Source organism: Flavobacterium microcysteis (genome assembly GCF_006385255.1).
In the GTDB taxonomy this organism is placed as follows: domain Bacteria; phylum Bacteroidota; class Bacteroidia; order Flavobacteriales; family Flavobacteriaceae; genus Flavobacterium; species Flavobacterium microcysteis.
The window spans coordinates 96,199-109,343 of the sequence record NZ_VFJE01000052.1; the positions used below are offsets into that span (position 1 = coordinate 96,199).

Annotated in this window: 14 protein-coding genes; 3 read left to right on the forward strand and 11 right to left on the reverse strand. The window is 29.4% G+C overall.

Annotated elements, in window-relative coordinates:
- Position 1 precedes the first annotated feature (1 nt).
- The 11 genes from FJA49_RS05975 to FJA49_RS06030 form a co-directional block, all read right to left on the reverse strand.
- Positions 2 to 1,180, reverse strand: a complete 1,179-nt coding sequence (locus tag FJA49_RS05975; RefSeq protein ID WP_139999864.1) for a TIR domain-containing protein — start codon at positions 1,178 to 1,180, stop codon at positions 2 to 4.
- Entirely contained in the window at positions 1,173 to 1,949 is a 777-nt protein-coding gene (locus FJA49_RS05980; RefSeq protein WP_139999866.1) for a TIR domain-containing protein, read from the reverse strand. Before FJA49_RS05980 ends, FJA49_RS05975 begins: the two co-directional genes overlap by 8 nt.
- Positions 1,950 to 1,961: 12 nt before the next feature.
- Positions 1,962 to 2,522 carry a toll/interleukin-1 receptor domain-containing protein gene (locus FJA49_RS05985; protein ID WP_139999868.1) on the reverse strand — a complete coding sequence of 187 codons (561 nt, stop codon included), beginning with the start codon at positions 2,520 to 2,522 and terminating at the stop codon, positions 1,962 to 1,964.
- A gap of 4 nt (positions 2,523 to 2,526) precedes the next feature.
- Positions 2,527 to 3,141 carry an Nmad2 family putative nucleotide modification protein gene (locus FJA49_RS05990; RefSeq protein WP_139999870.1) on the reverse strand — a complete coding sequence of 205 codons (615 nt, stop codon included), beginning with the start codon at positions 3,139 to 3,141 and terminating at the stop codon, positions 2,527 to 2,529.
- Positions 3,141 to 3,632: a TIR domain-containing protein gene (locus tag FJA49_RS05995; RefSeq protein ID WP_139999872.1), complete on the reverse strand. Its 492-nt coding sequence runs from the start codon at positions 3,630 to 3,632 to the stop codon at positions 3,141 to 3,143. Before FJA49_RS05995 ends, FJA49_RS05990 begins: the two co-directional genes overlap by 1 nt.
- A 13-nt stretch (positions 3,633 to 3,645) precedes the next feature.
- Complete coding sequence (locus FJA49_RS06000) at positions 3,646 to 4,653, reverse strand: nucleotide kinase domain-containing protein (protein ID WP_233590078.1); 1,008 nt, start codon at positions 4,651 to 4,653, stop codon at positions 3,646 to 3,648.
- An 18-nt stretch (positions 4,654 to 4,671) separates the two neighbouring features.
- Entirely contained in the window at positions 4,672 to 5,556 is an 885-nt protein-coding gene (locus tag FJA49_RS06005) for a nucleoside triphosphate pyrophosphohydrolase family protein (protein ID WP_139999874.1), read from the reverse strand.
- Between the two features lie 644 nt (positions 5,557 to 6,200).
- Entirely contained in the window at positions 6,201 to 9,605 is a 3,405-nt protein-coding gene (locus FJA49_RS06015) for a leucine-rich repeat domain-containing protein (protein ID WP_139999876.1), read from the reverse strand.
- Positions 9,606 to 9,609: 4 nt separating this feature from the next.
- Positions 9,610 to 10,032, reverse strand: a complete 423-nt coding sequence (locus FJA49_RS06020) for a hypothetical protein (RefSeq protein ID WP_139999878.1) — start codon at positions 10,030 to 10,032, stop codon at positions 9,610 to 9,612.
- 74 nt (positions 10,033 to 10,106) lie between these two features.
- On the reverse strand, positions 10,107 to 10,877 hold the full coding sequence (locus tag FJA49_RS06025) for a hypothetical protein (RefSeq protein ID WP_139999880.1): 771 nt from the start codon (positions 10,875 to 10,877) through the stop codon (positions 10,107 to 10,109).
- Between the two features lie 67 nt (positions 10,878 to 10,944).
- The gene (locus FJA49_RS06030) at positions 10,945 to 11,355 is read right to left on the reverse strand and encodes a helix-turn-helix domain-containing protein (RefSeq protein ID WP_139999882.1); all 411 of its coding nucleotides are present in this window, start codon (positions 11,353 to 11,355) and stop codon (positions 10,945 to 10,947) included.
- Positions 11,356 to 11,603: 248 nt separating this feature from the next.
- On the opposite strand from FJA49_RS06030, the gene FJA49_RS06035 reads away from it, so the two are divergent.
- The 3 genes from FJA49_RS06035 (at position 11,604) to FJA49_RS06045 (ending at position 13,144) form a co-directional block, all read left to right on the forward strand.
- Positions 11,604 to 11,972, forward strand: coding sequence for a SymE family type I addiction module toxin (locus FJA49_RS06035; protein WP_139999884.1), 369 nt, complete (start codon positions 11,604 to 11,606; stop codon positions 11,970 to 11,972).
- A 630-nt stretch (positions 11,973 to 12,602) separates the two neighbouring features.
- The gene (locus FJA49_RS06040; protein ID WP_139999886.1) at positions 12,603 to 12,929 is read left to right on the forward strand and encodes a hypothetical protein; all 327 of its coding nucleotides are present in this window, start codon (positions 12,603 to 12,605) and stop codon (positions 12,927 to 12,929) included.
- On the forward strand, positions 12,926 to 13,144 hold the full coding sequence (locus tag FJA49_RS06045; RefSeq protein WP_139999888.1) for a hypothetical protein: 219 nt from the start codon (positions 12,926 to 12,928) through the stop codon (positions 13,142 to 13,144). The genes FJA49_RS06040 and FJA49_RS06045 overlap by 4 nt, the downstream gene beginning before the upstream one ends.
- Position 13,145: the final 1 nt, after the last annotated feature.

Sequence of the window (13,145 nt, forward strand, 5' to 3'; positions counted from 1 at the left end):
ATTAATAATTTAAATTTGTAGGTGTTGTGAAATCTATATTATCATCTAGTTCATTTAAAATTTCTAATTCTTCAATCCCTAGAGGAGGATCTGGATATAGTACTATTAATCTTTTATTGTCAAGTGAAAGTTGTTTTATATGTACATAATTAAACAATTCAGGAGGAGATGATATTCCTAATATCGAATATTTATTATCAATTAATTTAGAATATTGGTCAAGCAGTAATAACTGATACCTATTGTTCAATACTTGATATAATGTCAAATTAACGATTCTATAAAATGATATAATTTCATCTTCTAATAGAACTGTCGTAGGCATATTTCCTAAGTATGGAAAAGCTCTTTTTTCTCCATTACTTATATTATGCACTACGACAATTGGGGATTTAGATTTCTTTGCAAGTAAGACTTCTCGTCTACACCATTCTCTATTTGAATATTCATCTGTCTGGAAAACTACAAGAGCTGATTTCGGTATTTCTTGTTCAAATTGAGCATCAAATTCATAGCCATTAGCAATATCGACAGTATCAAAGAAAACATCAAGTTTTAAATTATTTTCAATAAATCTTTTAAATCTGATGGTTAAATCTTCACCATCTTTCTTAGCATGACTCAAAAATAATTTTACAGGTGAACCGATTCTATGACTATTCTTATCTTCTTGTTTATCATGAAAATTCCAAATTAAGCGACTTAAATCATGAAGAAGTTCGGTCTTAATTTTATTGATAGATTTCTCTTGATCTGCAGATTTATTAATATTCAGATTTTCTCCAAAGTATTTAATAGCATCCGTAAATTGTAGTTTGTTTAAACCACAATTGATAGAATAAGCATATTCAAAAAGTTTTATTGGAAATATTCTATTATTATCATTTGCTTTTTGAACAATTTGCTTAGTATATGATTTAAAATTATCGTCTAAGAAATATTCTTCATCTATTAATAGAATAATAGCATTTTTTTCGGCTTCATTTAAGTCAATAGTAAGGGGCTGACCATTTTCTAGTTTAATAAATCTGAAATAAACAGGAATATTAAGACCTCTAGATAACGGATTTTGATAATCTCTGCAAAATGTAGAATATAATTCTTCTGCAATTGTTTTTCCAAATCCAAAATTTGGATGCCAAACTACATAAATGTTTAGTGGATATATAATATTATTCATTGGTATTTTCTGTCATTTGTTTGAATGTATTATCTATATTATCTAAATGAGTATTTCTTCTTTCAAATGCCAATTCTATATATTCTTGCATTTTTGCTCTATCATCTGTCCAGTCTATTATGACTGCATATTCTGATTTAAAATTATCTGCTAATCTAGTTGGCATTAAGTTATAAGTAGCCTTAGTTGTTCCAAAATCAGGATGATTAGGCAATAATAAGCCAAGCAATCCAGAATATTTATCTCCAACTTTATAATTCAATGCGCCGGATATTTCCCAATCAATATGTTTCCGATGTTTTGTATTTGGCCCAATCAAAACTACCAAAACAGTTGTGTCTGCTAAATAACCTTTTTGAATTAACTGTTTTATATATCCATCTGAATTATCCGAATCTATATCGCCATTTTCAACAGATTTGTGAGTTACTAAATCCCCCAATAAATTCTTGAACCTCTCCTTGTAATATTGGTCTTCATAATGATAATAGCTTATAAATGTCTTTCTCTTAGTTATATTTAAGGGTAGTTGTCTATCCCAGCTAAATAAGTTGTTTATATAGTCTACAGGAGCTCCTCTCTGCCATTGCCCATCTAGGCTTTTTCTTAATGTAGATATTTGGTAGCCATTGCTATGCCTATTTAACAACCAATTTCTATCTTTCGTATCTAAAGACACTAAATTATTCCCATCATACTGATATGCAAATACACTGTCAATCATTTTTTCTCCTGATCGGAAAGATAGTTTTGAAATAAAATATTCCATATAAAAATTCTGTTAGTATCTGTCATTTATTAAGGTGTCCATTACACTCGAAAGTGGATTTGTAGGGCTTCCATAATCACTCATCATTTTTGTTTCAAGTAAAATTTCTTTATCGATTTTTGAGATTCTACTAACCAGATTATTTAGATCATAAATATCTCTAATAATAGTAGCAGATCTTACATATTCAGGCAATCCTCCTTTAGGAATTCCTTTAAGACATAACACAAATAAGTCGGTTTTATCATAACCATAGCCTATTTCAAAAGGTACCCAAGTTGAATATAATGTATTAGGAGAAACCAGTACGAGCATGTGAGAACTATTATTTATCCCTTTTCTAATTGAATCAGTAACAGCTTTTGCATTGTTAGATTGATGATGAATCTTTAAATCCCCATCATAAGCATCAAAATAAACATCTATACCAGCCCCTAATAAATAATCTGCAATCTTCTTTGCCGCATCTTTATCTCTCTGTTGGTGTGATATAAATATGCATTCTATCCCAGAAGACAAAATCTTATTTCTGGAGTCATACTTTGTTACATTATGATATCGGTTTAAAGCCATTTAATTAATATAGTGTTTTTTGTTCATACTCTTTCCAATGAATAGGTATACCATTTAGTCCTAATTCATATTTATTTGTTATCATCGTTATCAGTTCTTTAGCTAAGAGTTCATTTTCAATTGTTATATAATCTCTATGACGAGTTCCTGGGCAAATTTCTAGATATTCGTCTGGAACTTTCCATGCATTTTTTCCGAAATACAAAAAATGATTAGATACTAAGACATATTCACCACTCAAATCCTGTTTAAGATTTCCTGTATTTATTTGCCCGTCATATAAACTATGGTGAGAATCTGATTGTAGCCATTCGTTACTTTCATTATGGTAAATATTATCACCATGTATCTGTTTTAAACTTCCATTTAATACTGGCTTTTTATAGCTAAACCTCTCATCTTCCCAGTATTCTTGAAAAGTTAATTTTTCTGTTACTTTCATTAGAAAAATTAAATGATTTAATAACCCATTCGCTACTGCACCAGTGCCTATAATCCAATCTCCAACTACTGCTTTTTTTCTTATATGAGGCTTACAGCAAGCTAAAGTACAATACTCTCCAAATGGATTTGGAGCAAAACCATAATCACGAGTTATTTTATATGCATAAACACTCATTACTGACAGTTGATTCTCTTAACATTATTTACAGGGGTTCTTGGAGAACCACTTGAACTACACCATCCAACATCTTTACCGTCAAGCGCATCAATTATTTTTTCAGAATTCCATCCAACTAATCCATCACCAAATTTTTCCAGATTTTCAGGTATATCTGAGTCTTTTCCGCCATGCATAAACACACCAACAATTCTTTTTCCTAGTTTAGCAGCTTCTTCAATTTCCCAATTGACCCATTTTCTTGAATGAGTTTGTGAACCAATTAGCACTACGACAGTTCCTGCCCAACGCATCTTCATTCTTAAGAGCCGTTTCAAAGTTTGTTCAGGAATTAGTTTTTTATCTAACCTCTCTTGGTTTTTGGGATTAGCTCTTATTGAACTATTTCTAATCCCGTATTCTTTACCAGCTAATAATTTTGTAAAACTTGTAACAGCTTCATCATCTTTGTGATGATGACTTATAAAAACATTTTTTGATGTACTCATAATTTATGTGTTTTTAAATGAGGTTATTAATCCCCCATTTAGGAGGAAAGAAATAATCAATATGTTCTTTATTTTGTACTTTAAATTTCTGTTTTATACGTATTCTATTTGAAACCCCCATAATCTCCGGATGAAACATTCTTGAATATTTATCAACTTCACAAAATACGTTTTGGCAATCAATTAATTGTAGGTTTCTACCCCATAGATTTTGAAACATTATTCCTCTTTTTTCAAATTCCATTTCTTGATTATCTGCCATCATTTTTATAACATCTTCATAACTATAATCTCCTAAACTTGTAAAGCATTTGGCAATACCATCTTTTGCTCCTGGACCGGCTTTTACAAATTCCATTTCACTGAAATTAATAAGATTACTATAATTGAGATCAGTGGTATACTGATAGGCTAAAAACTCTCCAATTGTTGGATAGGATAATAACAGCTCATATACATCTTTCATGGACGTACTTTTTTGAAGAATATATGGGAGCTTATCCTTTATCATTCTTTCAATTAGTAATAAATGGTTTTGATGTTTCCTATCTTTTCCAAAAATAGATTTTCCAGATGCCATTATGTAAGCAGGGGAATAGATGGGCTCATTGTTCTTCAGAACCTCTAGCAATAATTTATCATAAGCTTTAAAGGAATAATTTTTAAGAGAGATTTCTCCTAACTCTTCTTGGAGGAATTCCCATGTTGAAATTCTATTAAAGATTTTGAATAAAATTGTTCGGAAAAATAATTCCTCGGGTTCTTGACTTCCATCATATATAATATTTTTTATCAAGAATTGACTTACTCTATCAGTAGCACGATATACATTTGTAAATTTATAATTGTTCAGGATCTCATCGTCTGTCCAAGGATAACTGATATTATTAAATCTTTTAAAAAAAACATCTTGCCTTTTTGAGATAAATTCCCAATATGTATTATACACAATGCTTGGCTTCGGTTTCGTCTTTTTTACTAAGATTGAAATATTTTTAGGATTATTTATTGTTTCTGCCATTATTATTTTTACTCAAAATTAGTTTTTGCCTAAGTAGGTTAGCTTTTTATTTTTAATACTAACCATAACCCGCCCACCATTATTATTCTTTAATTCATCAAAAACCTTATATGAATTTATAATTGCTGTTTCCCATTGTTTCTGCGTACAATTTTCAACTTCAATACCACTAACTAACTTTTTAATCGTTTTTAAAACCTCAGTATCAACATTATTACTGTATTTAAATAATTGATGGTCAATAGCATAATTATAAATATATAAGCTTACTAGTTCTTCAGTAATAGCTGCTCTCGCACCGTCTTCAACTTCATCAGTGGCGTTAACACTTTTTCGTTTTATTCCCATTAATTTTCTTATCACAGGAGACCATCCAAGATAAGCAACATAACCTAAATGAAATATGTCATGAAACCTATATCCGTCCTCTTTATGGGAGTTATCCGTGATGTCATTTCCTAATTGCTTATTAGAAGTCTTATTGATGATTCTTACTTTTTCTTTTCCGCCCTCTTTTATAATTTTAAATTCAACTTCAAACTCTCTAGGAAATTGCTCAGATTTTGGATATTCTTCATCATAAACTATAAAATTCTCTGGTTGTTCTGAATCAAAACGGTCTTTTATTTTTTTTAGGTTTTCTGTAGCCACCTCCTCTAAACTTAAATCATTCTCAGTTGCTATTGTGGAAATATACCAGAGTACATCACCCAATTCTTCTTTTAATTTATTTTTATAATTTACATAAGCGGTTCCATCTCTTAAATTTTTCTTTAATTCCGTAATAACAGAACCAGCCTCTCCAATTAATCCTAAAAAAGGAACGATATTATTAACTTCCTTACCCTTGACATAATCTTGGATAGTTTTTTTTGCTAGGTTTTGATAATCTGAAAATAACATATAACTTTTTTAGGTTAATAGATATAGCTCATGAAATTTAGTTAATTTCAATATAAGCATGGTTAAATTACTCTATGTTGGTTAATTAGTTTAAATAAATTAACAAGTTTATTCAACCAAATATACTAAAAACAAAATGCTTTTTGATTACGGTTTCCCGTAATCAAAATCAAAATTTAGAACAATCAAAAAATAAATAGAGGAAATCCTTACTGATAAAGCAATATAAAGATTAAAAGAAGAAATGAAAAAAATAAATTCGAATTATGCTATCGAACATAAATGTCGTAAAGTATCTGTAATTGAACCGATAAGATTATAATTTTAAACATCTCTTAAAATTGTAGCCATCATAAAAAGGGCATAAAATTACACAGCCGACAAATATCATGATAATGAAGCACTACCAAAGCCATTACCTTTCTGCAAGAATTTTCAGAAAGGTAGAAATCTATTGGAGCAGGGGAGTTTCGATGGATTCTTTTTGTTCTAAAAGAGAAACTTTTTGCTGGTTCCAATCGTAATCGATCTCATAGGGTCGGACTATCCCTCACGCAATTTCGGCATCAAATAGAGTAGGGTATATAAACAAATATGAGTATTGAAATATCATGACAAATAGAGGATAGCCTCAAAGAAATTGTTTATATTATATCCATGATTCCCAGTACGGCGTCTTTAAATGCTAAATCAATATTGGATGAAGCTGTTAAAACTTGAGCTTTACCAGGTGTTGAATTATAAGCTCCTAATGGAGACCCTTCCCAATAACAGTCCCTTACAATAATTGGAACGACTTTTACTTTTTCAGGATTTTCATTCTCTCTCTCAATAGCTCTCTTTATCTCTATATCCCAAATATAATCAGTAGCTAAAAAGTCATCACTTACTAAAAACAATATAATATCAGCTTCTTCTAATTCATGTTTGATTTTACCATCCCATTTTTCTCCGGGTAATAATTGTCTACAGTTCCAGGTATCAATAGTTCCGTTTCTTTTTAAGACACTCAAATGATTTTCCAATTTAACCAGATAGGGTGTATCTTCTTTTGAATACGAGATAAATATTTTTTTCATTTTTAAATCTTGTTTTAGATATTGTTTGAATTGCTTCAAATCGTAGTATTTTTCCTCATGATGGAAAATCCAGTTTTTATTATCTTCTGCTTTATGAATAACTGAAATTGGGATGAAATTTTCACCATCAACTGTAACTGTTTTAGTTACGTCCTTATCAATACATATTTCTTCTAGTGTTTTTATCACATCATCAGAAAATAGAGAATTTCCTGAATTTTCTAATTTATAGACATCTATATAAGCCTTTTTATTAGCCTTATCAACATTACAAAATTTTACAAGTACAATTTCATGAGTTTCAATATCTTTTAGTACAACTCCATTTTTCCAATATAGATATGATTCACCGTTGTTTGTGTCTTTCAAAACAGCCTTTCCATGTTTTTGGAAAAACTCCAAAATAATGTGTTTATGTATAAAACTGTTGAAAATAAACTTACAAATTGGTTTTTGAAAGGTACTAAGAAAGATTTTTACGCTCTTTGGAGGTTCTGATGGCAAATATAACGGAGCAATATAATAATCAACATCTGATGGGTGTTCAAAAATCATTTTGAAATGACTCATGATATTAATAATCATTTCACATTCGCTATCAAAATTACTTTTCCCTAAAGTGTTTTTAACATAATCTTTATTAAACTTGCCGTTCATTTTATGTAAGTCAAGAAGAATATCATATATTTTCTGAAGAATGTCTTTTTGATTCAGAAATACATAGTTTTTTAATTTCTCATTTTCAGGAAAGTATAAAATTAGCCCTATATTATTTAAGTATTGAGCAAAACTAATAACATCTGTAGTGCTAAAAAGTACTCCTCTTGCTAATTCACTTCTAACAATTTCAAACTGACGAATAGATTTGATTATATCATTACAGTATTTTTTGAATTCAGTAATACTAATTTTTTTAGAAGGGCAATTTCCAATTTCAATCTCTTTTTTTACGATCCCCCAAGTTCCCAAAAACTGTTTATTAGTTAGAGGAATTTTATCTAGTAATTCAAACAATATCTCTTTAAAGTTATCCATACCCCTTTCTGTTTTTACAGAAAGAGAAGCATATTCAAAAATTTTTGGATAAGATTTTTTTAAACTCCGTTCATTGAGAAATTTTAAATCGTGTACATTATCAATTTTATTTTGTGTTATAAGGATATTTGGAACATCCTCTAATTCTCTATCAATATCTTCTGTAGATTGAATCACTTTTTCAGTCCAATTTTCCGCAAAACGTATATTATTTTGAATATCAATGTCACGCTCTTTTAGGATTTCTCTAATTCTTTTTTCATCAGTAGAAATCCTTTTATTCTTTGTATGATATTCAATAGAATTAAGCCAATATTCCAAAGGAAAGCATTGTACTTTATTCATTTTCAAACTACCATTATCTTGTCTTTGCTCTATTAACACTTCTCCATATTTATTGGATTGCTCATTCCAAAGCAATAGATAGGCAGTTTGGTCTGTGAAGAATAAATAATGGGTGTCATGATAATATTCCTGACCTCCAAAATCAAATATTCTGATGTTATATTTTTGGTTTTTATATTTTATTGACCAGGGCTTTACTGCCATCCAATGCGTACTAGAAATAGTAGTATTCCAATTTTCAGTTAAGAAATATTCTGTAAGAGTAGATTTACCTACATCACTATTGCCTACTAAAACTAATTTAATATCACGATTTATATATGGCCTTATTTTGATGTCTTTTTCTGCTTGATATTGTTTAAAATATGCTAACACATATTCATTTCCTTGCGAAACAACTTCCAAGGGAGGGTTTGCTAAAGGGTTTTGGCTTAGATTGATTGAGTGTTTTTGCCATTTTGAATCATTAATAAAAATTCTTTCAATAAGTTCCTGAATAGGCAATAAAGTTTTTATTCTATTTGAGTGAAGATCAATAGTCTCAATTCTGGGAAATTTATTAAGAAAGGAGGTGTCGAAAATATAATTATTACTAAGATAAAGTTCTTTTGTTTTTTCAAAATATGATGATGTAGTTATCGAAGTAATTTTATTGTTATTTAAATGTAATATTTCTATTTGTTTAAGTTTATTCAGATTAATATTTCCAGTAATTAAATTATTACTCAGATTAAGATATTTTAAATTACTTAGTTTATTAAATATTGAAAAATTTTTTATTCTCCATCTATTCCAAAAATTATTTTTCTTGCTGTTCCAATCACCTCCAACAATAAGATGCTCTAAATTTTGAAGATTAGAAAATTCAGATGGAACATGAAATATATTATTTGGTAAACCTTCATTTAGGCTCGTTCTTCTATACCATGTTCCATCATAAATAGCCCATTCATTACTCAATATTAATACCTTTAAATGGGTACATTTATATAATAAAGGAAATCTTGATAGATCAGTAATTCCACAATTACCAAGATCTAAAATTTCTTCCTTTGTTTGTAGGTTATCTTCAATTCTATTATTTACATATCTCCATAGATAATTAAACCACTCAATAACATCTCCATTTCTATTTATCGAAATCTTTTCTGAAGGGTACAAGGTTGGGTTGTCTTCGGCGATTAAGTACAAATCATTTTTTAAATGGTCATATATAGGACTAATGTCGTAAACCCTATTATTTGATATATTTAAATATCGTAGTGATATTAACTGCTTAAGAATTGAAATATCTTCGATTTTATTATTACTAACATCTAGATATTCGAGCTCTGTTAATTGCTCTAAAGTTTCTATATTCCGGATACTATTTCCAGCTAAGCATATTTTTTTTAATGACTTAAGATATCTCAATCGATGTAGAGATATCAATCTACAATTATTAAGATTTATCTCTGTTATATTATTGTTTTCATCAATTTTATATGATTGTGGGTGATCTGTAATATTTTGAAAACCATATAATTTTTCAAGTTTTAAATTATATCTCTCTTCAATACTAATTATAATTTCAGGCTTGGTACTCTCCATTTTGTTAATTGATACAATTATACTTCAATCCAAAAATAGTCAGTATTAAAATCGAGAAAATTGAACCAAAAAACAGTAATTTAGAGAATGAAAATACACATCTGAAAAAACTATATTTACCCTTTTTATATTTTTCAATAGGCATTTCGTAATCTTTTATTGTAAAATTGCTAGTTATCCCACTAACATCATTATAGACACCTCTAAATTTTCTTTCTTGCTGTAAATAATAACTATCCAAAAGCCAAAAAAATATTACTTGAATTGAGGCTAAGTAAATTAAGAATATTTTTGGCGATGTAGAATAAACAGCTAGAAGACCAGCTGTTAAAGTAATTGTAATCGCTTTTAATTGTATAGAATTTGTACTTAATCTATTTATAATATTTTGTATAAACTCCAAGTGTTGTCGTTTCTCTTCTGCCATTATCTTATTTATTTGAATATTTAATTTTCTGATTCTTAATAATATTTGCAATTTTTTATTAAGTTGTTTTAAATCTAATTTATAATAAACCTTTTATCTAATGGATGTTGTGCATATAAATCATCTAAAGCCTTTTCTGCATTGGTGTTTTTTGATGTTTCAAGCCAATTCTCTAAGTCTTCTTCATTTAGGTTAATTAAATGCGAAAGTTCTACATTATAATCTATTAATAATTGTTGTTGTTCATTTTCATTTAATGATGACATTTTTTTTGACGAGAATACTATAATTTTTTGTTGTACACGTATAGGAGTTCTTTTTTGAACAATCATTGAAGTGCTGATTTCTGAAAAAATCCAAGGTGAATTAGTCTTATTATTAATTTCATTAGAAGTTACGATAGAATTTGGAGTATTTAAAAACATAATACACTCACAATTGTCAATCATTCTATTTAAAGAGTTAGAAAGCATCATATGTACATGCGTTGTAGAATAATTTCTTTTTAAGTAGTTATAATTACCATCACTATTCTTACAATATTTATCATCAAGTTGTCTTAATAAATCATCCGAATATCCCCAAACAGCTGAATCAATAAAAGTATATATATTGAATGCTTCATGAAAAAAACCTGCAAGTAGAAAAGCTAGTTCCTCATCTTTATGAGAATGAGATAAAAATATATGTGCTTTTACTTCAGGAAACCATTCATTGATAATTTTATTACCATCTAGGCGTTTATTATCTAATAAGTAATCGTCTAGGGTACTTTTTACCTTTTTTTGGGTATCTTGAAAGATTTCTTTACCTATTTTAATCAGCTCATTTACATTATCATTCATGTTTATATCAGATAATGGTATTGAAAGATTGAAACCTCTATACATGTTAAATAGTTATATTATCTACTTACTTCCTCTCAATCAACTTCTCCAACTTCTCAATCATTTCCTTTTGCTGTTCAAGCATACGCTCATAAAGCTCTACCATCTTATCAAGAGGATTGAAAGTCGGCTGAATATTTATAGCATTTAAAGTCGATGTGTCGTTACTTGTAAATGTATTTGAGATAATATTTACTGCCTGTTCTTCATCAAAATTCTCAATAGCCTCGGTAGGCACTTTCAGGATTTTAGCCACTTGTTCTAAAATATCCTTTTCTACGGATTCTTTTTGTTCCAGGAGAGAGATTTTCTTTTGGTTCCAGTCTTCGCCCAATTCGTAGGCTAGGGCGTCTTGCTTGATGCCCAGCATTTCACGGAAACGCTTTATGTTTCGACCTTGGTGTATTTTCTTGTTTGGCATATCGGTATGTATCATAAATCTCAAATATACTGTTTTTAGTTAAAATAATTAACAACTATTGGCAAATGAAGTTTCTAAATTATGCTTTTCTCGGAATAAAACATCCTGAAACGGAATTGATTATCCCATAAACCTTGTCTTACTTCACAACATCATTGCACAATGATATAAAAAACACTGACGGAAACAAATATAAGTCAATCGAAATACGCCAAATTACGGGAAACCGTATTCTATGATATTAACCATAAAACACCTTGATTATGTGCAACGTAAAATTATCAGACCGAGACGACGAAACCAAACTATTGGACACCCGCAGAATAAAAGTCTATAAAGAAATCCTGGTAGGGCCAAATACCTACCCACACGATTACAGTTCCAAAATCCTCCTAATGGGCAAATGGGTTCGCAACTGCGGATTCGAGCCCGACGACAGGCTGACAATAAGCGTATATAAGGGTAGGATAGTCATAGAAAAAGAAAAGCCCGGCACGATAGACACCAAACTATTGGCACGTGAACAAAAAGCAAGCGAAAAATTTCTTAAAGAGAGAATCAAACAGCTTGTAAGTCCGGATGTATTCAAGCGACTAAGCTTTAAAAACGGAGAAATTACAATGAAAAAGTAAATTGTTTCACTTATAATTTTATTTATAAATTATTGATTTTATGATAAATACAATTAAAATATAAAGTAAAATCTTTTATATTATGTCAAATAGAAATTCATTTAAAGAACCCATTCTAGCATAATGAATGAGTGCTAAACAAAGTATCCATAACTTTCTTAATAAAAGCACATAAGATATAAATAGCATAGCGCTAGTTCATTTTAGCAAATTGTTTATCAATCACTAACAGCAAAATTAAAGAATACACAGATTTAATTTTTGGTTCTTTTAATATCACGCAAATTTATATGCATAACTAATTTTGTAATCCTCAGCCTGGAAAATTTTAAAAGAAAACCAGACCAGACTGATTAGTATTTTTTCTAAACTAAAAATTTATGAAATAATCTGATCAATATAAATTAACTTAAAACTAAGTTTCTAAATAGATTAGGATTTTACTTGTTCTAATGATAGCACTCAAAAATCAAATACCAAAGCTATCTTAACATAATGCTGTGTACATTCATAGTTTAAAAAATGTAAATTTTTTGAACTATAATCTACAGAATGTTTTATAGAATCGACAACTTTTTAAGATAATAATCGTTAATGTCTTAAATATATACTTGTTCAACAAACAAGTGTATGACAAAACAGCATCCCCCGTTATCTGACGCACACAGAATCTTCTTGCGTCACAGAATCTTAAAAATGCATTTTAGAGGCGAATTCGATGTATTGAATTTGAGACGAACCGTTTCAAAACATTGCAAGACATGGTTAATCGGTCAGCGTCTTGGTATGAAAATTAAAAAATCTCAAGGCGGTTTTTTTTGTTATATAGGCGAAACATTAGACGGTATTACGGCTATTGAGGTTCACTCTGCAAAGTATCCTGACAAACCTTTTACGCTCAACGTTGCAAACAATAAGGAGTTTATGATGAAAATTTTTAAACACGAATTGTTATGAGTAGGGGCGGTGATAATAAAAAAGAAGAGGCTTTACAGCGTGAGCAGCTCCAAATTGAGTTGCAGGGCGTAAAGGAACTTATCGTTGATTTTTTTGTTTTTCCTCAATTATATACTCACGCAGAAATTTTAGAATTATTTGAACGAAAGAAAACGCTGGAACAACTTTTAGACGACCCTAGCGCAAATCCTTTTTATTGTTTTACAAAATTATAAG